The organism is Streptomyces sp. CY-1 (assembly GCF_047218265.1).
Lineage (GTDB): Bacteria > Actinomycetota > Actinomycetes > Streptomycetales > Streptomycetaceae > Streptomyces > Streptomyces niphimycinicus.
In genome coordinates this window covers 4,834,882-4,856,463 of record NZ_CP178393.1, presented here as the reverse complement: position 1 = coordinate 4,856,463, position 21,582 = coordinate 4,834,882, and the positions used below count along the sequence as shown (strand labels likewise).

Sequence of the window (21,582 nt, the reverse complement as noted above, 5' to 3'; positions counted from 1 at the left end):
CGTGCGTATGACGCGGAGGGCCGGCGCTCGGCCCTCCCAGTAGGGCCTGAGCCCGGTCCGTTCCCCGTCTACGGCGGGGATACCTCACTCCCGCGACGCCGTCGCACCCCAACCTCTCCCGAGGGGGTACGTCCACCCGTGGTGACCAGCAAGAAACGCCGCGAGCAAGACCGGCGCACCTATGTCCTCGACACCAGCGTCCTGCTGGCCGACCCCAATGCCATGGCCCGCTTCGACGAGCACGAAGTCGTGCTGCCGGTCGTGGTGGTCACGGAACTGGAGGCCAAGCGCCATCACCCGGAGCTGGGGTACTTCGCACGGCAGGCGCTGCGCCTGCTGGACGAGTACCGCATCCGCTTCGGCCGCCTGGACGCACCGATCCCGATCGGCGATCTGGGCGGGACCCTGCGTGTCGAGCTCAACCATTCCGACCCGGGTGTCCTGCCCGCGGCCTTCCTGAATCACGGCCGTATGCCGGACAACGACGCGCGGATCCTCGCGGTCGCCAGGAACCTGCAGGCCGAGGGGTATGACGTCACCGTCGTGTCCAAGGACCTGCCACTGCGCATCAAGGCGTCCTCGGTGGGGCTGCTCGCCGAGGAGTACCGCGCGGAGCTGGCGATAACCGACTCGGGCTGGACCGGGATGGCGGAGCTGTCCGTCTCGGCCGAGCAGGTGGACGACCTGTTCGCCGCCGAGACCGCGTATGTCCCCGAGGCGGCCGGACTGCCGGTGCACACCGGTCTGGTGCTCCAGTCCGAGCGTGGCAACGCGCTCGGCCGGGTCACCCCGGACGGGCAGGTACGGCTGGTGCGCGGCGACCGGGAGGCGTTCGGGATCCACGGGCGCAGCGCGGAGCAGCGCATCGCGCTGGACCTGCTGCTCGACCCGGAGGTCGGCATCATCTCGATGGGCGGCCGGGCCGGTACGGGCAAGTCGGCGCTGGCGCTGTGCGCGGGTCTGGAGGCCGTGCTGGAGCGGCGTCAGCACCGCAAGGTGATGATCTTCCGCCCGCTGTACGCGGTGGGTGGCCAGGAGTTGGGCTATCTGCCCGGCACCGAGGCCGAGAAGATGAGCCCTTGGGCCCAGGCGGTCTTCGACACGCTGTCCGCGGTGACCAGCGCCGAGGTGATCGAGGAGGTCGTGGGGCGCGGGATGCTGGAGGTGATGCCGCTGACGCATATCCGCGGCCGATCGCTCCATGACGCGTTCGTCATCGTCGACGAGGCCCAGTCGCTCGAGCGGAATGTGCTGCTCACCGTGTTGTCCCGGATCGGCGCCAACTCCCGGGTGGTGCTCACCCACGACGTCGCCCAGCGGGACAACCTCCGCGTCGGGCGGTACGACGGTGTGGTGGCGGTCGTCGAGAAGCTGAAGGGGCATCCGCTGTTCGCGCATGTCACCCTGACCCGCTCCGAGCGTTCGCCGATCGCGGCGCTGGTGACCGAAATGCTGGAGGACGGCCACATCTGAGCTGGTTGAGTCGTTTGCGGCCACAGGGCGCCGCGCGGAAAGGCCAATGAGCTTAGCCGCGCGGCGTCTTGCTGCGCGGGGATTTCCAGAAATCCTAGGGCGTAAACGGGATGTGAGCTTTCACACCTGGAGGGGAATTGCCTCGGAGGCTCCGCGTCCGGCAGTCTGTGGGTTCTGTCAGGCCCCGCATACGGCACACCAGTACCCCCAGCGGTACAGAACCACAGCAGTACCAGAATTGAAGAGAGTTCGCCGTATGCCGCCCGAGCACCTCGAGGATCACCCGCGGGGGATCCCCACCGGGCCCGTGCCTCCCGTGACCAGCCGACCCCACCGTGTACCACCGGGGACGGAACAAGGGGAGGCCAGCGTCAGGGGCACGATTGCGCCCGCGAGGTCACCTAAGCGGGCGAGCTGGAAGGAAACCGAGTGAGCCGGATTTCGGTCCGGGGATTCGCAGTGGCCTCGGCCACCGCGGTCACCACTGTGGGCGCCGTTGTCGGCGTCGCCGCGGGCGGACAGCAGCAGGGCTCGTCCGACCCGATCGAGGCGACGGCCGCCGACTCGACGCTCCTTGCGGACATACCCGCCGGGCAGCAGGCCGTTGCCCAGACCGCATCCCTGACGCAGCAGGCGGACGTTCAGTCCACCGCGGCCGACGCGGAGGCGCGCAAGTCCGCCGAGGAGGCAGCCCGCAAGCAGGCGGCCAAGGACGCGAAGGCCAAGAAGGCCGCCGCGGACAAGGCAGCCGCCGAGAAGCTGGCCAAGGAGCGCGAGGCCAAGGAGAAGAAGAAGGACGAGGTCGCGAGCCGTTCGGCGACGCGCGACGCCGGCGACTTCCCCCAACAGGCTTCGTACACGATCTCCGAGGTCCAGTCGATGGCCCGGCAGATCGTTCCGAGTGGCCAGTTCCAGTGCTTCAGCAACATCGTGGACCACGAGTCCACCTGGAACTACCAGGCCACCAACCCCTCGTCCGGTGCCTACGGTCTGGTACAGGCGCTGCCCGCCTCCAAGATGTCCTCGGCGGGCGCCGACTGGCAGACCAACCCGGCCACTCAGATCAAATGGGGCGTGAACTACATGAACGAGCGCTACGGCAGTCCGTGTGACGCCTGGGCGTTCTGGCAGGCCAACGGCCACTACTGAGCCGATCTGACCGGGCCATCCCGGCAGCGGCGCACGCTCGCACACTTCACGAAACCCCCGGCCCATGGGTCGGGGGTTTCGTGCATCCCCAGCAGGTAACGTCTCCTTGACGGCCGAGGGGGAACCTGGGGGTAGGAAACGAGAAATGTCCAAATTGCCGCAGTGGGTCGGCAGGCTGGGAACCGGACTTACCCGGCTCGCCCACCGGCTGGAATCCCAACAGGCCGAGATGCGGGGGCGCGAGTGCGACGGCGACGCCGCCCCGAGGCCCCCATCGGGGCCCGAACCATCCGAGGAACGCCCACGGGGCGGCGCCGAGAGCGCCAGGGGGGCTGAGGACGCCGAGGGCGCCAGGGGGGCCGAAGGCCGGGAGAGTTCCGCGAGCCCGGGCCCGGGAAGTCCCGAAGGTTCCGCGAGTCCCGAGAGTCCCCGGAGTTCCGAGGGCGCCGCGGGGAAGGGCGCGGCGGGCGAGGCCCCCGGGCCCGAGCCGTCCAGTGTGCCCGCCCCGCCCGCCTACGCCCCCGCCGTTTCCGCCAAACCCGATCCGGTGGACGCCGTCCCCTGGGGCGTCCGCGTCGCCGCCGAGGCGGCCTGGCGGCTGCTGGTGCTCGGCGGCACGGTGTGGGTCCTCATGAGGGTCATCAGCTCCGTCCAGTTGGTGGTGCTCTCCTTCACCGTCGCGCTCCTCATCACCGCCCTGCTGGAGCCCACCGTGACCCGGCTGCGCCGGCGCGGTGTGCCGCGCGGGCTGGCCACCGCGCTCACCTTCATCGCCGGGTTCGTCGTCATGGGCCTGGTCGTATGGTTCGTGGTCTGGCAGGTCATGGAGAACATCGACGAGGTCTCGGGCGAGGTCCAGGCCGGTATCGACGATCTGCGGCGCTGGCTGCTGCACAGCCCGTTCCATGTGACCGAGAAGCAGATCAACCACATCGCCAAGAGTCTGCGCGAGGCGGTCGGAGCCAATACCGAGCAGATCACCTCGGCGGGGCTCGAGGGCGTCACGGTCGTCGTCGAGGTGCTGACCGGCCTTCTGCTGACGATGTTCTCCACGCTCTTCCTGCTGTACGACGGCCCGAAGATCTGGAATTGGACCCTCAAGCTGGTCCCCGCCCCGGCCCGCGAGGGCGTGGCGGGCGCGGGTCCGCGGGCCTGGGCGACGCTGACCGCCTATGTGCGCGGCACGGTGATCGTGGCGCTGATCGACGCGATCTTCATCGGCGTGGGGCTGTTCTTCCTCCATGTGCCGATGGCGGTGCCGCTCGCCGTCTTCATCTTCCTCTTCGCCTTCATCCCGCTGGTGGGTGCGGTGGTCTCCGGCGCGCTCGCGGTGGTCGTGGCACTGGTCACCCAGGGCGTGTTCACGGGGGCGATGGTGCTGATCGTGGTGCTGGCCGTGCAGCAGATCGAGGGCCATGTGCTCCAGCCCTTCATCCTCGGCCGGGCGGTGCGGGTCCATCCGCTGGCGGTGGTGCTCTCGGTCGCGGCCGGTTCGCTGATCGGCGGCATCGGCGGCGCGGTGGTGGCCGTGCCCCTGGTCGCGGTCTCCAACGCGGTCGTCGTCTATCTGCGGAGCTATAGCCAGGAGAACGCGATGCGCGCCGTCCCGGGCCCACACGGCGCCACCGCCTCCGGCGCGGCGCCCACCGACCCGCCGGGTGCTCCGACGGGGAAGGACACCGAGCCCCGGTGAACCGGTGAACCGGTGAACCCGGGACCGGCCCGTGGCCGTTGAACGCCGAAGGGCGCCCCACCGATCGGTGGGGCGCCCTTCTGGTCTCCGCGACCGTTCCGGTCTCCGCGACCGAGCGGTCCGGTGACCGAGTGGGTCAGCCGTTCGCGGCCAGGACGGCCTCGGCGTCCAGGGTGGCGCCGACCGCCTGGAGCACAGAGGCGATCTTGAAGGCTTCCTGGATCGTCTCGCGGTCCACGCCCGCCTTGCGGAGCACCTGCTCATGCGAGTCGAGGCACATTCCGCAGCCGTTGATCGCGGACACGGCCAGCGACCACAGCTCGAAGTCGACCTTCTCCACACCGGGGTTGCCGATGACGTTCATCCGCAGCCCGGCGCGCAGGTTGTTGTACTCCGGGTCGGACAGCAGGTGCCGGGTCCGGTAGTACACGTTGTTCATCGCCATGATGGCGGCCGCCGACTTGGCGGCGGTGTACGCCTCCGGCGAGAGGTTGGCCTTGGCCTCCGGCTCCAGCTCGGTCAGCACCCGCGCCGAGCGCGAGGCGATCGCGCAGGCCAGCACGGTGCCCCACAACTGCTGCTGCGGAAGCTCGGAGTTGCCGATCACCGAACCGAGGTTCAGCTTGAGGTCCTTGGCGTAGTCCGGAAGCGCGGACTTCAGCTCATCGAGTGCCATGGGGAATCAGCTCACTCACCGGAGAGGAGGGCCACCGGGTCCAGGGTGTCCTCGCCCTTGCTCCAGTTGCAGGGGCACAGCTCGTCGGTCTGGAGGGCGTCCAGCACCCGCAGGACCTCCTTGGGGTTACGGCCCACGGAACCGGCCGTCACCATGGTGAACTGGATCTCGTTGTTCTGGTCCACGATGAACACGGCGCGCTGCGCGAAGCCGTCCTCGCCCTCGACGCCGCAGTCGCGCATCAGCTCGTGCTTGGAGTCGGCCAGCATCGGGAAGGGCAGGTCACGCAGATCGGCGTGGTCCTTGCGCCAGGCGTGGTGGACGAACTCGGAGTCGCCGGAGACACCGAGGATCTGCGCGTCACGGTCGGCGAACTCGTCGTTCAGCTTGCCGAAGGCGGCGATCTCCGTCGGGCATACGAAGGTGAAGTCCTTGGGCCAGAAGAAGACCACGCGCCACTTGCCCTCGTAGGTCTTGTGGTGGATCTGCTCGAACTCCTTGCCGCTCTCCAGCGACACGCAGGCGGTCAGGTCGTACTCGGGGAACTTGTCACCGACGGTGAGCACGCGCACTCCTTGCAAGTTTTGCGTAGGAAAAGCCCGTCATCCGGGTTTTCCTGGGGTTGGACGGTCCTACCTTGGCACAGAGTGCATTGATCAGTGAAATAGCTACACTCGGTGGGGTTGATTGGAGGTGGCTATCAGTGGCCGCATCAGCCATACCGCCGGGCAAGCCACGGCAGCCCAGCATTTCCCAGCTCAGAGCCTTTGTCGCGGTCGCGGAGCAGCTCCACTTCCGCGATGCCGCGGCCGCCATCGGGATGAGCCAGCCCGCGCTCTCGGGCGCCGTCGCCGCGCTTGAGGAGACACTCGGTGTCCAGTTGCTCGAGCGTACGACGCGCAAGGTGCTGCTCAGTCCGGCGGGGGAGCGGCTGGCCGCGCGAGCACGCACCGTACTCGAAGCGGTCGGGGAACTGCTGGAGGAGGCCGAGGCGGCGCGGGCGCCCTTCACCGGCGTGCTGCGGCTCGGGGTGATCCCGACCGTGGCGCCGTATCTGCTGCCGACCGTGCTGCGGCTGGTGCATGAGCGCTATCCCCGGCTCGATCTCCAGGTGTACGAGGAGCAGACCGCCTCGCTGCTGGACGGGCTGGCCCACGGCCGCCTCGATCTGCTGCTGCTCGCGGTGCCGCTCGGCGCCCCCGGAGTGGTCGAAATGCCGCTGTTCGACGAGGACTTCGTCCTGGTCACGCCGCGGGACCACTGGCTGGGCGGACGCGACGACATCCCCCGCGAGGCGCTCAAGGAGCTGGATCTGCTGCTGCTCGACGAGGGCCACTGCCTGCGCGACCAGGCCCTGGACATCTGCCGGGAGGCGGGCCGCACCGAGGGCACCCCGGTGACCACCAGCGCCGCCGGGCTCTCCACCCTGGTGCAGTTGGTCGCGGGCGGTCTCGGGGTGACGCTGCTGCCGCGCACCGCGCTACGGGTGGAGACCGCGCGCAACGACCATCTGGCCACCGGCGACTTCGCCGATCCGGCGCCCGCCCGCCGGATCGCCCTGGCCATGCGGGCGGGCGCGGCGCGTACGGAGGAGTTCGAGACGCTTGCGGAGGCGCTGCGGGAGGCGCTGCGGCCACTGCCGGTACGGGTCGCCGGGGGCTGAGGGGCAGGGGCTGAGCGTCAGGGGCGTCCGGTGGCCAGGACCGCCTCGACGTCCAAGGTGACCTCGGCGCCGATCGACTCCGGGAGGGCGATGTGCTCACCCGGGGCATGGACGCGGTGGGTGTCGTATCCGCCCTCGACGGGGTCGGTCAGTACATGAACCCGCCCGTGCTTGCGGTTGACGATCACATACACCGGAACCTTGGCCTCGGCATATGCGGTGACCTTGTTCTTCAGATCGTTGTTGAAGTTGCTGGACGTCACCTCCAGCACCAGCCGGAAGGACGCGGGGTCATAGCAGTTGTTCTCGATCAGGTGCTCGTGGATGTCGGCGTCGACCACCACGAGGTCCGGGATCGCGTAGTCCTCGGGGCTGGTCGGCAGCCACAGGCCCACCCCTTGGAGCACTTCGGTTTCCTCGGCGTCCAGGCCCGCCGCCAGGAATGGCTTCATGAGTTTGGTCAGCACCCTGGCGTGCGGAACGTCCAGCGGTGGGGCCACGGTGATTACTCCCCCGATGATCTCGACTCGGCAGCCCGGGTGCTGCTCCATGAGCTTGTTGGCTTGCTCGAGCAGAGTCAGCGGCTCGGGGCGGTAGGGCCCCTCGACTGCGGCAGCAGACATAGCTGGTCTCCCGGTGGTTGATGCCGAGAACATCATCGTAGGCCCGAACGTGGATGTGTGTCCGTCTGCCGGGAATCACCCATACGGGTGGCATAATCGCCGAAAACCCGGCGCCGGGGACCGTTCCCGCAGGTGGGAACGGTCCCCGGCACCGGGTGGGGCGGCCGGGTCTACTCCGTCCGCAGACCCTCCGGCCGCATCATCCGCCACAGCGGCGGCAGGCTGACCAGGGTCACCAGCAGGATCACGCCGCCGCCGATACCGGTCATGGCGCCGAGCCCGGACCAGTCCACGGCCAGCGGCTGGCCGACCATCTTCAGCAGCAGCGTGCCCAGTGCCAGTCCGCCCGCGATCGACAGTGCCAGGCCCAGCACCACCGGGACCGCGGTCTGCCACAGCACCGACCAGCTCAGCGTGGTGCGCCGGGTGCCGAAGGCGACCAGGACGGACAGCAGCCGCTTGCGCTCGCGCAACTGCTCCAGGGTGGTCACGATCATGCTGGCCCCGATGAGCAGCAGGGTCGCGGTGGCGCCGATGAACAGGGCCTTGCGGATGACCGTGAACTCATCCGACTGCGCGGTGCTGGTCAGCCGCATGACATCCATCGCCGGGGAGAGCGCCGCGCTGGTGTTGCGTACATACTCGACCCCGTCCGGCACCTTCGGATCCATCCGCATCATGGCCGCCGCGTTTGGTTTCGCCAGCTTGGCGACGTCGAAGGCGCCGGGGGTGGCGAGGACGCCGGTGCGCTCACTGCCGATCGGGTCCACGCGGGACTTCACCACCTTGATCGAGGCGGGAATCGTCCACAGCTTCTTGTGCCGCAGGTCCGGCATGCCCTCGTCGTCGAAGGCGAGATTGACCTGGGCGCCCGGCTTGGCGAACTTCTCGCCCTCCGCGTAGTAGTCGGGCGGCGCGTCGATGAAGAAGGTGTCGCCGTCCTTGCAGCTCCTGATGTGGGCCACCTCGCGCAGCGAGGGGCAGTCGGCGACGGTGAGGGACTCTTCCGGGGCCGTCGACGGGTCGTCCTTGCTGTGGTGCAGGGCGGAGACATAGCCCTCGGTGACACCGAGCATCTCGCGTACGCCCTTGGTCGCGCGGTACCGCTCGAAGGCGTCGCGGGCCTCGGCACCGGTGGACACCGGGACGTTCGCCATTATCTGGGCGCGGCGCGGGTCCTGGCCGGTCGACTGGCTGTCGCGGGCCTGCACGCTGGCGAAGAGCATCTGGAGCGCGAGGGCCCCGGCGACGGCGACCGTGATGCCGCTGACCGCGCGCGAAGCGGTGCCGCTGCTGAGCTGGAGCCGGCGGGTGGCCAGTTGCCAGGGCACCGAGCCCTTGCCGCCGAACCGTTCCACCACGGCCTCGATGACCCAGGGCAGCAGCGCGGTGACGCCGACGAGCAGCAGCACGGCGCCGGCCGCGGCCTGGTACGGCTTGGTGTTACTGCTCCCGCTGCCCGCCTGGAAGCCGCCCGCGAGCGGCGCCAGCAGGGCTACGCCCAGGAGCGGCAGCAGCAGCCGCCACCACAGACGGCGGCGCTTGGGCCTGGCGTTCCGTACGACGCCCAGCGGCTCGATGGCGATACCGCGCAGGGCGAGGAGGGTGACCATGACGGCCGAGGCGGGCACGGCCACCGCGATCGCCAGGGCGAGCGGGGCGGTCGGCACGATGTCGGAGGCGAAGAAGCTGATGTCCCAGACCACGACCCCCTCGATGAACACGCGCACCAGCAGGAAGAGTCCGGTGCCCACGGCCAGCCCGAGGAGGGAGCCGAAGAGCGACTCGCCCGCGGCGATCCGCCGGGTCATATGGGTGTCGGCGCCGACCAGCCGCAGCGCGGCCAGCCTCCGGTCGCGCCGCTCACCGCCGAAGCGGGTGGCGGTGGCGATGAAGATGAGCACGGGCAGCAGCAGCACCACACAGCCCACGATGATCAGCAGCAGCAGCGCGGGGTTGAGGGGCTCGCCCTTGCCCTTTTTCTGGATGCCCCACTGGGCGAGGTGGTAGTCGGAGTTGACGTGGTCGAACGCCTTCGGTGAGATCCCCGCGTAGTAGCTGAGATCGTTCGGCCCCGACAGGCCGCTGTCGCCGATCACCCCGACGGTGCGGTACGGGAAGCGGTCCCGGAGCAGCTTCCCGTCATCCGAGCCGAGCAGCTTCTTCAGCGCCGGGGACACCCACATCTCACCGGCGGCCGGAAGCCGGTCGACGCCCGGCGGTGAGGGCGGCGAGCCGTCGCCGTCGGGGGCCATGACGATGCCCGAGATGTCCTGGTCGCGAAAGGTGGTCTGCGCATCGCTGAGGTGGAGCGTATCGGGGCCCGCCTTCACCTTGCTGGCGAAGCTGTGCGTGGCGCGGGCGTCGCCCCGCTCGTTGCGCTGCTGGTACGCGGTGGGGACGGAGGAGGCCACCAGCAGCAGTGCCACTCCCAGGCCGACGCCCACCGCGGTCATGATCGTCCTGGCCCAGCTCTCCCGGCCGCCGGTGACCGCGAACCGGGCGCCCATGGCGAGGTCGGCGGCCCACCGGGCGACGGAGACGCGGGCGCGGGGCTCCTGCGCCGGGGCGTCCTGGCCGCTCATCGCACCCCTGCCATGTCCCGGGCCTTGCCGTCACGGACCACGACCTCGCGGTCGGAGTAGGCGGCGACCCGGGCCTCGTGGGTGACCAGCACCACGGCGGTACGGGACTCGCGGGCGGCCTCGGTCAGCAGCTCCATGACCCGCTCGCCGTTGAGCGAGTCCAGCGCGCCGGTCGGCTCGTCGGCGAACAGCACCCGCGGCCCGGTGACCAGCGACCGGGCGACGGCGACCCGCTGCCCCTGGCCGCCGGAGACCTCGCCGGGCCGCTTATGGGCCACGTCCGCGACCTCCAGCCGCTCCATCCAGGACTCGGCGCGGGCCTCGGCCTCCTTGCGCTTGGTGCCGTTCAGCCGCAGCGGCAGGGCGACATTCTCCACACAGCTCAACTCGGGGACGAGCTGGCCGAATTGGAAGACGAAGCCGAACTCGCCGCGGCGCAGACCGCTGCGCTCGCTGTCCGACATGGCGGTCAGCTCGCGCCCGTTGTAGTGGACGGTGCCGGAGTCCGGCCGGACGATCCCGGCCAGGCAGTGGAGAAGCGTCGACTTGCCCGAGCCGGAGGGGCCCATGACGGCGACGACCTCGCCGGGGTGGATGGAGAAGTCCGCACCGTCCAGTGCGGGGGTGTGACCGTACGTCTTGTTCAGGGACGTGGCGATCAGCAAGGAGCCTGCCGGGGTCATGAACGCACCGCCTTGGCGAGTTGGCCGAGGCGGGCGGCGGTGAGTTCCAGCCAGCGCAGATCGGCCTCGAGATGGAAGAGGGCGTGGTCGCAGATGAGTTGGTCGCTGAGGTCGCCCTCGCGCTTGCGCTGGGTCAGTTCGCGCATCAGCCGAAGATGTTCGGCGCGTTGGACGTCCAGGAGATCGGCCGCGTCGCGCCCGGTGAGCAGGGCGATGACGACCTTGGTGTAGAGGACCGACTGGAGGTAGGGCTCGGGCTTCTCGGGCTCCGTGAGCCAGTGCTCCACATCGGTGATGCCCGCGTCGGTGATGGCGTAGCGCTTGCGCTCCGGGCCACCGCCGTGCTCGATGCCGTCGACCTCCACCAGGCCGTTCTTCAACAGCCGGGACATGGTCGAGTAGACCTGCCCGTAGTGCAGCGGGCGGTCGTGTCCAAATCGTTCGTCGAAGGCTCTCTTGAGGTCGTAGCCGTGGCGGGGGCCGCCCTCGAGGAGTCCGAGCAGGGTGTGGCCAATTGACATGCCCAGCACTCTACATTATGCGTATACCTGGAGTGTATAGCTGGGCTGAGAGATGCGTTGCCGCAGGTCAGGGCGGTGCGAGCGGAGTCAGGGCGGTGCGAGCGGAGTCAGGGCGGTGCGAGCGGAGTCAGGGCGGTGCGAGCGGGGTCAGGGAGGTACGGGAGGGATCAAGGCCGGTTCGGTGTGCGGCCGGGCCCCTCCGGGTCCTCGGGGCCCTCGGCGGGGCCCCCGCCCTCGGCGCCCTCGGCGGGCCGCCGCGGCGGGCGGCCCCGGCGCGGGATCGGGCGCGCCGCGCCGGGCAGCCGGCCCACGTCCGCGAGCGCCTTGCGCAGCAGGAACTCGATCTGCGCGTTGGCGCTGCGCAACTCGTCGTTGGCCCAGCGCGCGAGGGCGTCATGGATGGCCGGATCGAGCCGCAGCAGCATCTGCTTGCGCTGCCGCGGCTGACGACCCTTCGGCCCGCTCTCGTTCGTCACTGGTACAGCGTGCCCGTGTTCAGAACGGGCTGCGGGGAGCGGTCCCCGCAGAGCACCACCATCAGATTGCTGACCATCGCGGCCTTGCGCTCCTCGTCCAGTGCCACGATCTCCTCCTCGGTGATCCGGGCCAGCGCCGCCTCGACCATGCCGACCGCGCCGTCCACGATCTGCCGGCGGGCCGCCACGACCGCGCCCGCCTGCTGGCGCTGGAGCATCGCGGAGGCGATCTCCGGGGCGTAGGCGAGGTGGGTGAAGCGCGATTCGATGATGCGGACCCCGGCCGCCTCGACCCGGGCGTGCAGTTCGATGGCGAGCTTCTCGGTGATCTCCTCCGCGTTGCCGCGCAGCGAGAGGGCGTCCTCGTCATGGGCGTCGTACGGGTACTCGATGGCGATATGCCGCACCGCGGCCTCGGTCTGGGTGGCGACGAACTCCAGGAAGTCGTCCACCTCGAACATCGCCTGGGCGGTGTCCTCGACCTTCCAGACGACGACCGCGGCCAGCTCGATCGGGTTGCCGTAGGCGTCGTTGACCTTGAGGACGGCGGTCTCGTGGTTGCGCACCCGGGTGGAGATCTTCTCGCGGCTGGTGAGCGGGTTCACCCAGCGCAGCCCGTCGGTGCGGATGGTGCCGCGGTAGCGGCCGAAGAGCTGGACCACCCGGGCCTCACCGGGCGCGATGGTGTTCAGGCCGCACATGGTGAGGATCGCGGCGATGATCACCACGATGCCGGAGACGATCAGCAGGGTGGACCCGGCGCCCTTGTGGTCGGAGGCGACGGCGGCCCCCGCGAAGATCAGGCCGACCCCGCCCGCGAGTCCGGCCAGGCCCCCGAGCAGGGCCAGCCCGCCGCTGACGTTGTGCGCGGGCCGCTCCCGGACCTGCCGCTCCGGAAGGGCCGGTATGTCGGCCTGGTCGGTGATGCCCTCGGTGGAGGTGGCGTCGGACATGGGTGGATCCCCGTTTCCGTTCGGTGGTGCGGGTGCGAGTGTGTTCTTGTGTTCTAGCAAAGTGATAGCACATTACGCGCTCCTGGCAACCCTTGGTGCCCGTAAGCCGTCAGTTCCCTTGGAGTGGGTGCTTTTTGTCACCTTCGGAAAAAGCTAGATCGATGAGCATTTGAGGGTTGTTGCGGTGTTAGCTTCATGAGCTGGCCTGGGGGGCTTATGGACTGGAGCGGCGGGAGCGATGGGTAGAGCGGAAGAGCGACGCGCGCGGCAGAAGGGCGCTCGCCGAGCCAAGCGGGCGGCGAAGTCGGGGGGCATACGCCGCTTCTTCACCTGGAAATGGGTGCTCGGCTACGTCCTGGGGTTCTGCGCGTTGCTCATCGGGGCGTTCTTCGTCCTCTATCTGTGGGTCGATGTTCCGCCCGCCAACGCCGCGGCCAAGGCGGAGGCGAACATCTACAAGTACAGCGACGGCACGATCATGGCGAAGACGGGCGACGTCAACCGTGAGTCCGTACCGCTGTCCAAGATCCCCAAGGAAGTGCAGCACACCTTCGTCGCCGCCGAGAACAAGGACTTCTACGGCGACTCCGGCGTCTCGTTCACCGGCACCGCCCGCGGACTGATCAACACCGCGCTGGGCCGGGGCAAGCAGGGTGGCTCGACCATCACCCAGCAGTACGTCAAGAACTACTACCTGAGCCAGGAACAGACCGTCAGCCGCAAGCTGAAGGAGCTGGTGATCTCGCTCAAGGTCGACCAGCAGAAGTCCAAGGACTACATCCTCGCGGGCTACATCAACACCAGCTACTACGGCCGCGGCGCCTACGGCGTCCAGGCCGCCGCCCGCGCCTACTACGACAAGGACGTCGAGGACCTCAGCGTCGAGCAGGGCGCCTATCTCGCGTCGGTGCTCCAGGCGCCCAGCCAGTACGACTGGGCGGCGGCGGGGCCCAAGGGCAAGAAGCTGGTGAAGGCCCGCTGGAACTACGTCCTGGACAACATGGTCGAGAAGGACTGGCTGCCGAAGAGCGAGCGCGAGGGCATGAAGTTCCCCGTGCCCAAGGAGCCCAGCCCCATCCCGGGCCTCGACGGCCAGACGGGCTACTTCGTCGAGGAGGCGAAGAAGGAGCTGTACAAGGCCGGGGTGAACGAGAACGAGTTCGAGGCCGGCGGCTGGACGGTCACCCTCAACATCGACCGGAAGAAGCAGAAGGCGCTGGAGAAGGCGGTCCGCACCGATCTGACCGACAAGCTGGACCCGAAGAAGCGCCCGGTCGACAAGCACGCCCAGGTCGGCGCGGTCTCGGTGGACCCGAAGACCGGCGGCGTCGTGGCGATGTACGGCGGCGCGGGCGCGACCGAGCACTACTTCAACAACGCCACCCGCTCGGACTACCAGCCCGCCTCCACCTTCAAGCCGCTCATCCTCGCCTCGGCCCTGGAGAACGGCTCGGCCACCCAGGACGGCACGCCGATCACGGCCGGCACCGTCTACGACGGCACCAGCAGACGGCCCGTCAAGGGCAGTGACACCGCCTTCGCCCCGCCGAACGAGGACAACAAGTCCTACGGGCCCATCTCCGTCCAGAAGGCCATGAACAACTCGGTCAACTCCGTCTTCGCCCAGATGGCGGTGGACGTGGGACTGAGCAAGGTCAAGGACACCGCCATGGACCTCGGCATGGACGGCCGGGTGGACAACGGCTTCGACGTGCGCCCCGCGATGTCGCTCGGTGTGATGGGCGCCAGCCCCAAGCAGATGGCCGGGGTCTACGCGACCCTCGACAACCATGGCAAGAAGGTCACCCCGGCGATCGTGAAGTCCGCCGAAAAGGGCGATGAGCGGCCCCAGTTGCCCGATCCCACCAACGGCCAGGCGATCAGCCGGGGCGCAGCCGACTCCGTCACCTCCGTCCTCACCGGAGTGGTCGACGACGGCACCGGCCAGGCGGTGCGGCAGCAGGGCCAGGCGGTCGCGGGCAAGACCGGCACCTCGGACGACAACAAGTCGGCCTGGTTCTCGGGCTACACCCCCGACCTGGTGACCTCCGTCGGCATGTTCGGCGAGGGTGATAAGAAGCAGGTCTCGCTCAAGGGCACCGCGGGCGGCGGCCGCGTCAACGGTGGTGGCTTCCCGGCCCAGATCTGGGCCGCATACACCAAGACCGCGCTGAACGGTCAGAAAGCCTCGAAGTTCGACCTGGACACCGACATGGGGGCGGCGGTCAAGCCGCCCGCGCCGCCGAGTTCGAGCGCCACCTCACATTCGCCGACGTCCAGTCCCTCGTCGTCCGCGTCCAACAGCCCGTCGCCCTCGTCGTCCCCGTCGTCCTCCCCGTCCGACAGCGGGTCGCCCTCCGCCACCTCCTCGGGGTCGCCGTCCGCCCCGGGCTCCCCGAGCGCGCCCGACCCGTCGACCTCGTCCTCGGACGGGCCCCCCGGCCACCAGCGCCGAAACAAACCACAGCCGTGACGCCTCCGGGGCGGGCGTCCGAGGAGGCATGCCCGCCCCGCGCCGTATGGCCGAAAGGCCGGAAGTTCGCCTCTGTCAAGTTCGCTCAGGAACCGTCAGCCGATGCAGGACGTTTCCACGGGTCAGCGGGGTACCGGACGCAGACGGCGCGGCAACGTGCCGACACGACGACGGCTCCCGAGCACGGCGGCTGCCCGGCACCTGCCGGTGAGCGGCGTGTTTCGTTACGTCGCACCGTCACGCCGCTTTTCGTCTCGCTACCTCAACTGCCCGTTCGCTCAGTTGCCGAGCATGCGCATTCTTCAAGTAGGGTCGAATCCTGCGCCGCAGCTTGTAGAAATGCTCGTCGGCGCGAGACGAAGAAAGACGCTCATAATCGTCCAGAAAAGAATTCCAAGTGGCACACGCCGCCTCAAGATGACCCATTTCGAGTTGGCGCTGGGCTAGCAGCCCGCACGCGTGTGATCTTCCTTGTCGTTCCATCGCTGGTCGATGCCTATTGGAGGTCTGCATCGCCGTGATCGATCCAGGAGTATCCCCCAGGGCGTACAGGACGCTGGAGACATGGAAGTGATACGCCGCTTGATCGTATCCACCAACAGCATCACGGCGGTTGTCCGCTTGCGATAATGCAGCCTCAGTTTCCGCGAGCCGGTCGAATGCGAGTCGGCGATCCCCTACCAGAGCCGCGCCGTGAGCCTGCTGACCCGCCAAGAACGCATGAAGACGAGGTCCGGCTTTGGGTGCCGCTTCCGCGGCGCTGTTCGCTAATTCCAGCGCTTTATTCGCGTACCGCAAGTTGGCGGCTTGAAGAGCCATACCCCGCAACGTGCGGCAGTAGGTCACGTGATCCTCAGCCGCACCAGCCAACTCAAGTGCTTTCAGGTAATAGCGCTGGCCCAGCCCGTGGGCCCTTTCATACATGGCCATCCAGCCGGTGAGGTAGGTCAGGTCTGCGGCAGCCGCGAGCATATCTTGACGCACATTCTCGGGAGCCGCAGCCCGAAGGTACGGCGCTACGGTATTCACGAGAAAGGCTGCTGCCATAGGGCGTGCGTGGGTGCCGCCGAGTTCATCAAGAATGTCCGCGATTCGAGCTGTCATGGTGCGGACTGTGGCGACTTCCCCCGCCCCGATCTTCGTGGTGCGCCCCTGGGCTTGGTGTTCGATCCGCCCGGCGACATCCTGGAAGGCGGGTACGGCAAGCGCGGCAGAATACAAACTCCTGGCCAAGACCGTGCGACGAGCCGGGTCCATGTCTGCCTTCCCAGTGTTGATAAGCGCTTCGAGAGTGTCCAGAGACTGTCCTGGCGGAGTGCATGACCCAGCCGTGGAGTCGGGTTCGATGCCCGCTTCTTCGTGCGTAACAGGACGCCCCAGCCGACGCGATAGAGCCTCAAGCGCGAATCCTCGCACGGGCGCTCGCGGCTTGTGCCCGCTCAACCACTTGCTCACCGTGGTCTTGTCATAGTGCATGGAGGCGCCGGCCTCCGCACCAACACGGTTTACAGCCGTAGCGAATTGATCAAGCGTCCAAGCTGCCTCGTGGATGAGTCTGCGCAGATCTTCGTTTGACTCACGTGTGGCCATGGTCCCTGCCTCGCGCTTTCAACGCTTTCAACTCGGACCGACTGCACCACGGTACCGCGCTGAGCCGCGCATCGGTTCTCTGTAACAGGACAGGTCACCAGCTCTGGCGACCTGTCTGACAGACCCAGTTCGAGACAGGAAGGACCCCCGCGACGTTGCTGGAGCGGCGAACGTCCGGGGGCGTGGCCAACGCTGTGAAGGAGCGTCAACGTGCTGGACACTATCGTCCGTGTGCTCGTATGGGTGAGGGCAGTTCTGGCCGTCCGGCCGTCCGGCCGTCACCGTGCCGTCCCGGGCCTCCCCGCGTCGTATCCGGCGCTTTCCCGGCCCGTGGCGGGGGCCGGGGACTCCGCACCTGTCCGGCCCGGACCGGTCCCGCGCCCGTATACCGACTCGCCGACCCTTGAACTGCGCGCCATCCCCCTGCCGCTGGATGGCGAGCTGCCTGCGCTGGTACGCCCCTACATGGCGACCAATGAGCGGCGGCAGCAACAGCGGCCGAGGACCGGCCCGCGCGTGGAGTTGATCTGTGCCCCGCATGGGATGGTCGTGATCCGGTGACCACCAACGGCCATGCCGCCCCCATCCCGGCCCCCGGCTGTGCACTATGTGCCACACCCGGTGATTTCGGTCCCCGTAACCTCAGTGATCCGCGTTCGGGCCTGTGCCCGGCGTGCATCGCGGCGGGCAAGCCCACCCGCGACGGCCTTGAGCGGGCCGTCGTGATCGTCGCGGGACAGAGCCTCGCCGCCGCTGAAGCCGTGAGCCTGGCCACCGCCGCGCCGGAAGAACTGGCCTACCACCTCGGTGCGGTGAAGCGCGGTCTGCGCGCCGTGCTCCAGCTCCTCGCGCCGGTCGAGGGGACGGGCCGGTGAGCGCGGACAAGGGGGGGCGATGAGGCCCGGATGACGATGCGCGTCTACACGGTGGCACGCGACGGGATCGTGACCGCACGCCGCGCGGCGGTGGCCGTCCTGGTCGGCGAGAAGAGCGACACCTACGGGCTCGGGCAGGCGTGGCCGCCGTGCCAGTGCCCCCGCCACCGGGAGGCGAACGCCCCCTACCGCTTCCGGCGCACCTGAGACGGCCGTCCGTTCCGTGCCCGCCCCGTGGGGCCGGGCGGACGGTCCCCGGGCCCCCGGTCGCCGTGCTCCCCCGTGGCAGACGACCGGGGCCACCTCCGAACACCCGCCGCATCTACCAACGCCCCAGAGATACGACCGAACGGAACCAACCTCGTGATCGCACACATCACCATCGACCGGCGCGACGCCACCTACGACCATCACGCCGAACAGGCCGTGCTTCCCGTGACGATCCATCATCACGACGGCCGCACCGAGCGAACCCGTCTCGTGATGGACCCCGGACAGGTAGAGCTGTACTACATCCGGCTTGACCAGATCATCGACAGCCGCGCGGAAGCGCGGAAGCTGGACAGGGAAGCGGTCGGGCAGTAACCCGGCCCGCGCACCAGCGCCGGTAGGCGACCCATGCAGCGGCCCCGGGAGCCCGGTACACATCGCGGCTTCCGGGGCCCTCTCATGCCGCTCTGGCCCCCGGTCACGTGTCCGGCGTCCGGTGCTGAGTCATCCATACCTGCCGCGCTTCTCGAGCGCGCTTGCGCGCGGTACAGATGTCAACGATCGTCACCGGTTGCCGGGCCCGGGGGCCACACCGGGATGCCGTACTCGGGAGCGCGCCAGTCGAACGACAACCGGACTGGCGTCGGGGCGGGACGGCTCAGGACGGCATCGCCAGCTCGAACCAGACGACCTTGCCCGTGGACAGCCGGGTCGCGCCCCAGCGCCGCGCCATCCGGTTCACCAGATACAGCCCGCGGCCGCCCTCGTCGGACGGCCGGGCCTGGCGCAGCCGGGGCAACTGGGGGACGTCGTCCCCGACCTCGCAGCGCAGCACGTCCGTACGCAGCAGCCGCAGCGTGATCGGCCGCTCCGCGTAGCGCACCGCGTTGGTCACCACCTCGCTGACCAGCAGCTCCACCGCGTCGGTCAGATCGTCCAGGTCCCAGCGGGACAGTGCCCGGCGGGCCAGCCGGCGCGCCTGCCCGGCGGTCTGCGCCTTCGGGTCCAGGAACCAGTAGGCGACATCGCTGGGCGCGATGCCCTCGAAGCGGGCCGCGAGCAGCGCCACGTCGTCGTCGCGGTCGCCGGGGCCGAGCATGTCCAGCACCTCGTCGCACAGCGGCTCCAGCGGCGGCGGGTTGGGGCCGGTGAGCCGGGCGGTGGCGGTCAGCCGCTCCCGCAACTGCTCGATCCCGGTCCACACATCGCGCATCCGCGATTCGACAAGACCGTCGGTGTAGAGCATCAGGGTGGCCCCGGCCGGGGCGTCCAGCTCGACCGCCTCGAAGTCGACCCCGCCGACCCCGATCGGCGCACCCGGCGGCACCCGCAGCACCTCGGCGCGGCCGCCCCGGTGCAGCAGAATGGGCGGCGGATGGCCCGCGTTGGCGACCACGATGCGGTGCGCGACCGGGTCGTAGACCGCGTACAGGCAGGTGGCCATGCGGTCGGTGCCCAGCCGCTGGGCCTGCTCGTCGAGGTGGTGCAGCACCTCCTGCGGCGGCAGATCGAGCCCGGCCAGGGTCTGCGCGGTGGTGCGGAGCTGGCCCATGATCGCGGCGGAGGTCATCGAATGGCCCATCACATCGCCGACCACCAGCGCCACCCGGTTGCCCGGCAGCGGGATCGCGTCGTACCAGTCGCCGCCGACCCGCGCGGTCTCGGCCGCGGGCAGATAGCGGCTGGCCAGCCGGACGCCGGTGGGCTGCGGCAGCGAGTCGGGCAGCATGGTGCGCTGGAGCTCGTCCGCGATGTACACCTCGCGCCCGTACAGCACCGCCTTGTCGACGCCGAGCGCGGTGTGGGTGGCGAGCTGCGCGGCCACCAGCAGATCGTCCGGTTCGAACGGCGGCCGGTCCGGGCGGCGTACGAACACGGCCGCGCCGATCACCCGGCGGCGGCCGCGCAACGGCGCCAGCACGGTGCGCTGACCGGTCGCCACCGAGGGGCCCTCGCCGAGCAGCTCCGGCAGCGCGGCGCGGGCGGCCTGCGAGTCGCCGAAGACCGGCCGCACCCCGCGCAGCACCTCGGCCAGCGGACCGCCCGCCTCCACCTCGCACAGCTCGGCGGCCGGGCCGCCGCCCACGGCGGGCGACAGATCCGGCTGGGAGGGCAGCAGGGAGAGCCGGCCGCTGTCGGTGTCCGGGTCCAGCGGGATCCGGTCGGTGCGGCGCAGCCGCAGCACCACCGGGCCGACCGGGCGCTCGTCGCCGACCGGCAGCGGATCGCGCAGATACACCAGGATCGCGTCGGCGAAGGTGGGCACGGTGGCCCGGCACAGGCCCAGCACGATCTCGTCCAGGTCGATGCCCCGGGCGATCCGCCGGGTCGCGGCCCCCACGAACCGCAGCCGGTCGCCGCCCCGGTCCCGGGTGGCGGCCTCGGCGGCGGCGGTGGAGCCGCCCGCGGGCGGCACCGTGGGCACTCCGCCCTCCGGCGCGCTGTACGCCACCTCGCCCGCGGCGGCGGCCGCCGCATGGGTCTCACCGGCCCGCTCCGGGTGCTCGCCCGCGCCGGCGCCCCGGCGCGCCGTTCCCCGGCCGCCGCTCTGGGCGCCCGGGGGCCGCTCATCGGGGCCGGTGCCGCCGCTCGGCCCTCCGGGCCGGCCCGACGCGCCTCTTGCGGCATTGCGATCCGCGTCCCACACAGGCTCGCCCTCCGGTGTGCCGTGCTCCGGCTGCGCCGGGTGCTCGCTCTCCGCCGTGTTCCGGCGCTCCCTGGCTCCGCCACCGCGCGCCGCGGTGGCGCCTCCCTGCCCGTCGGTGCCGTCGGTGCCATTGGCGCCGCTCCGGCCGCGGCGCCCGCGCCCCGTCCGGTCGGCGCGGTCGTCGCGCTCGGGGGCGCCGCCGCGCTCTCTGGCGCGCGGCACGGGCTCCCCTTCGGGGCCCGGGGGTCCGTCATGGGCCGCCGGGCCCGCGGGGCCGGCGCCGACCGGACGGGGCGCGGCCGGACGCGGGCGGCCGCCGCCGGGCTCCTGGCCGGGGGCAGCCGACTGCCGCACGGCGGTCCGCGGGTCCGGGACCGCGCCGTGCGCGTCGTCGGGCGCGGGCGCGCCCGGGGCGGCGGCAGAGGTGGCCGCCTGCCGCCTGTTGTGGGAGGTGGGGTGCTCCGTCACGCGTGGGTTTCCATCCGTCCGGGGCCGTGCGCCCGCAGGTCGTGGGCGCACCGAGTGTCAGGCACGTCGTCGGCAGTTCAGATAGAGCTGGATCTCGGGTGGTACGTCCGTGCTGGCCGGGGCGTACGCGTGGGAGTCCTCCCCGGCGATCTCGAAGCCCGCTTCGCGTACGACCTGGCGCAGCTCGTCCCGCAGATAACCGGATACCCGGACCGAGTTGCCGAGGAACGGGATGGGGAAGTCGTCGATGTCCGCCTCCACCATGCCCAGTCCCAGCAGCCCTCCGGGTCTGAGCACCGCGTGCAGGGTCCGCAGTGCGTACGGGATCTCCTGGCGGGGCAGCAGCAGCAGGGTGAAGTAGCCGGCGATGCCGTCGAAGGGGCCGAGCTCCCGGGGGCCTCCCGGGCCGTACCGGCCGCCCACCCGCAGATCGACGATGTCCACATGGTGGAAGGTGGCCTCCGGCACATTGTCCCGGGCCAGCTTGAGCATCCCCGGGGAGATGTCGATCCCGACCACCTCGTGCCCCGCGTCGACGAGCTGACGGGCCGTGGGCAGGCCGGTACCGCAGCCGACGTCGAGCACCCGGGAGCCGGGCGGCAGCGATTCGGCCAGCCACTGACCGGCCGCGAGCTGGCCCTCCTTGTACGGAAAGGCTTCGTCATAGCGGTCGCCGATGGTGTCGAAGGCGTCCGCCTGACCGCTGCGGTCCAGTGCGAGGCGGTCGAAGTCCTCATAGCCCTCGTAACCGTCCCCGCACGCGTCCTCACCGCTCACGACTCCGCCCCCTCCTGTGACAATACGTCAGATCTTGCGCATCGCCC

At 69.9% G+C, this 21,582-nt stretch carries 20 protein-coding genes; 9 read left to right on the top strand and 11 right to left on the bottom strand.

Annotated elements, in window-relative coordinates; all coding sequences use genetic code 11:
- Positions 1 to 138: 138 nt before the first annotated feature.
- The 3 genes from ACK1X7_RS20630 to ACK1X7_RS20620 all read left to right on the top strand — a co-directional run bounded on the left by ACK1X7_RS20630 (position 139) and on the right by ACK1X7_RS20620 (position 4,315).
- On the top strand, positions 139 to 1,473 hold the full coding sequence (locus ACK1X7_RS20630; protein WP_361510552.1) for a PhoH family protein: 1,335 nt from the start codon (positions 139 to 141) through the stop codon (positions 1,471 to 1,473).
- Between the two features lie 429 nt (positions 1,474 to 1,902).
- The gene (locus ACK1X7_RS20625; RefSeq protein ID WP_385146646.1) at positions 1,903 to 2,622 is read left to right on the top strand and encodes a transglycosylase SLT domain-containing protein; all 720 of its coding nucleotides are present in this window, start codon (positions 1,903 to 1,905) and stop codon (positions 2,620 to 2,622) included.
- Between the two features lie 145 nt (positions 2,623 to 2,767).
- Entirely contained in the window at positions 2,768 to 4,315 is a 1,548-nt protein-coding gene (locus ACK1X7_RS20620; RefSeq protein ID WP_413115491.1) for an AI-2E family transporter, read from the top strand.
- Positions 4,316 to 4,451: 136 nt separating this feature from the next.
- Here ACK1X7_RS20620 and ACK1X7_RS20615 read toward each other — a convergent pair whose 3' ends face one another.
- Together ACK1X7_RS20615 and ACK1X7_RS20610 are read right to left on the bottom strand one after the other, a co-directional pair.
- Positions 4,452 to 4,991: an alkyl hydroperoxide reductase gene (locus ACK1X7_RS20615; protein WP_237516897.1), complete on the bottom strand. Its 540-nt coding sequence runs from the start codon at positions 4,989 to 4,991 to the stop codon at positions 4,452 to 4,454.
- An 11-nt stretch (positions 4,992 to 5,002) separates the two neighbouring features.
- Positions 5,003 to 5,557, bottom strand: a complete 555-nt coding sequence (locus tag ACK1X7_RS20610; RefSeq protein WP_210944188.1) for a peroxiredoxin — start codon at positions 5,555 to 5,557, stop codon at positions 5,003 to 5,005.
- 137 nt (positions 5,558 to 5,694) lie between these two features.
- Here ACK1X7_RS20610 and ACK1X7_RS20605 point away from each other — a divergent pair, with 137 nt between their 5' ends.
- A complete protein-coding gene (locus tag ACK1X7_RS20605; protein ID WP_413115490.1) occupies positions 5,695 to 6,654 on the top strand; it encodes a hydrogen peroxide-inducible genes activator in 960 nt (319 codons plus the stop codon).
- Positions 6,655 to 6,671: 17 nt separating this feature from the next.
- Here ACK1X7_RS20605 and ACK1X7_RS20600 read toward each other — a convergent pair whose 3' ends face one another.
- The 6 genes from ACK1X7_RS20600 to ACK1X7_RS20575 all read right to left on the bottom strand — a co-directional run bounded on the left by ACK1X7_RS20600 (position 6,672) and on the right by ACK1X7_RS20575 (position 12,495).
- Positions 6,672 to 7,277, bottom strand: coding sequence for a Uma2 family endonuclease (locus ACK1X7_RS20600; protein WP_413115489.1), 606 nt, complete (start codon positions 7,275 to 7,277; stop codon positions 6,672 to 6,674).
- Positions 7,278 to 7,447: 170 nt separating this feature from the next.
- Positions 7,448 to 9,862, bottom strand: a complete 2,415-nt coding sequence (locus tag ACK1X7_RS20595; RefSeq protein ID WP_385146652.1) for an ABC transporter permease — start codon at positions 9,860 to 9,862, stop codon at positions 7,448 to 7,450.
- The gene (locus ACK1X7_RS20590; protein WP_361503452.1) at positions 9,859 to 10,545 is read right to left on the bottom strand and encodes an ABC transporter ATP-binding protein; all 687 of its coding nucleotides are present in this window, start codon (positions 10,543 to 10,545) and stop codon (positions 9,859 to 9,861) included. Before ACK1X7_RS20590 ends, ACK1X7_RS20595 begins: the two co-directional genes overlap by 4 nt.
- Positions 10,542 to 11,066, bottom strand: coding sequence for a PadR family transcriptional regulator (locus ACK1X7_RS20585; RefSeq protein WP_014054635.1), 525 nt, complete (start codon positions 11,064 to 11,066; stop codon positions 10,542 to 10,544). Before ACK1X7_RS20585 ends, ACK1X7_RS20590 begins: the two co-directional genes overlap by 4 nt.
- 167 nt (positions 11,067 to 11,233) lie before the next feature.
- Positions 11,234 to 11,491: a hypothetical protein gene (locus tag ACK1X7_RS20580; protein ID WP_390792204.1), complete on the bottom strand. Its 258-nt coding sequence runs from the start codon at positions 11,489 to 11,491 to the stop codon at positions 11,234 to 11,236.
- Between the two features lie 47 nt (positions 11,492 to 11,538).
- Positions 11,539 to 12,495 carry an SPFH domain-containing protein gene (locus ACK1X7_RS20575; protein ID WP_413115488.1) on the bottom strand — a complete coding sequence of 319 codons (957 nt, stop codon included), beginning with the start codon at positions 12,493 to 12,495 and terminating at the stop codon, positions 11,539 to 11,541.
- A 238-nt stretch (positions 12,496 to 12,733) separates the two neighbouring features.
- On the opposite strand from ACK1X7_RS20575, the gene ACK1X7_RS20570 reads away from it, so the two are divergent.
- Positions 12,734 to 14,968, top strand: coding sequence for a transglycosylase domain-containing protein (locus ACK1X7_RS20570; RefSeq protein WP_413115487.1), 2,235 nt, complete (start codon positions 12,734 to 12,736; stop codon positions 14,966 to 14,968).
- Positions 14,969 to 15,205: 237 nt separating this feature from the next.
- Here the strand turns inward: ACK1X7_RS20570 and ACK1X7_RS20565 are convergent, their stop codons facing one another.
- Positions 15,206 to 16,558 (bottom strand): hypothetical protein, encoded by a 1,353-nt coding sequence (locus tag ACK1X7_RS20565; protein ID WP_361503465.1) that lies wholly within the window; start codon positions 16,556 to 16,558, stop codon positions 15,206 to 15,208.
- Between the two features lie 210 nt (positions 16,559 to 16,768).
- Here ACK1X7_RS20565 and ACK1X7_RS20560 point away from each other — a divergent pair, with 210 nt between their 5' ends.
- The 4 genes from ACK1X7_RS20560 (at position 16,769) to ACK1X7_RS20545 (ending at position 18,018) form a co-directional block, all read left to right on the top strand.
- The gene (locus ACK1X7_RS20560; protein ID WP_413115486.1) at positions 16,769 to 17,119 is read left to right on the top strand and encodes a hypothetical protein; all 351 of its coding nucleotides are present in this window, start codon (positions 16,769 to 16,771) and stop codon (positions 17,117 to 17,119) included.
- On the top strand, positions 17,116 to 17,433 hold the full coding sequence (locus tag ACK1X7_RS20555; protein ID WP_413115485.1) for a hypothetical protein: 318 nt from the start codon (positions 17,116 to 17,118) through the stop codon (positions 17,431 to 17,433). Before ACK1X7_RS20560 ends, ACK1X7_RS20555 begins: the two co-directional genes overlap by 4 nt.
- Before the next feature lie 30 nt (positions 17,434 to 17,463).
- Positions 17,464 to 17,640, top strand: a complete 177-nt coding sequence (locus tag ACK1X7_RS20550; protein ID WP_413115484.1) for a hypothetical protein — start codon at positions 17,464 to 17,466, stop codon at positions 17,638 to 17,640.
- A 156-nt stretch (positions 17,641 to 17,796) separates the two neighbouring features.
- Positions 17,797 to 18,018 carry a hypothetical protein gene (locus ACK1X7_RS20545; protein ID WP_413115483.1) on the top strand — a complete coding sequence of 74 codons (222 nt, stop codon included), beginning with the start codon at positions 17,797 to 17,799 and terminating at the stop codon, positions 18,016 to 18,018.
- Between the two features lie 283 nt (positions 18,019 to 18,301).
- On the opposite strand, the gene ACK1X7_RS20540 is transcribed toward ACK1X7_RS20545, so the two are convergent.
- Entirely contained in the window at positions 18,302 to 20,758 is a 2,457-nt protein-coding gene (locus ACK1X7_RS20540; RefSeq protein ID WP_413115482.1) for a SpoIIE family protein phosphatase, read from the bottom strand.
- Positions 20,759 to 20,815: 57 nt separating this feature from the next.
- Positions 20,816 to 21,535 carry a class I SAM-dependent methyltransferase gene (locus ACK1X7_RS20535; protein ID WP_390792093.1) on the bottom strand — a complete coding sequence of 240 codons (720 nt, stop codon included), beginning with the start codon at positions 21,533 to 21,535 and terminating at the stop codon, positions 20,816 to 20,818.
- Between the last annotated feature and the right edge of the window lie 47 nt (positions 21,536 to 21,582).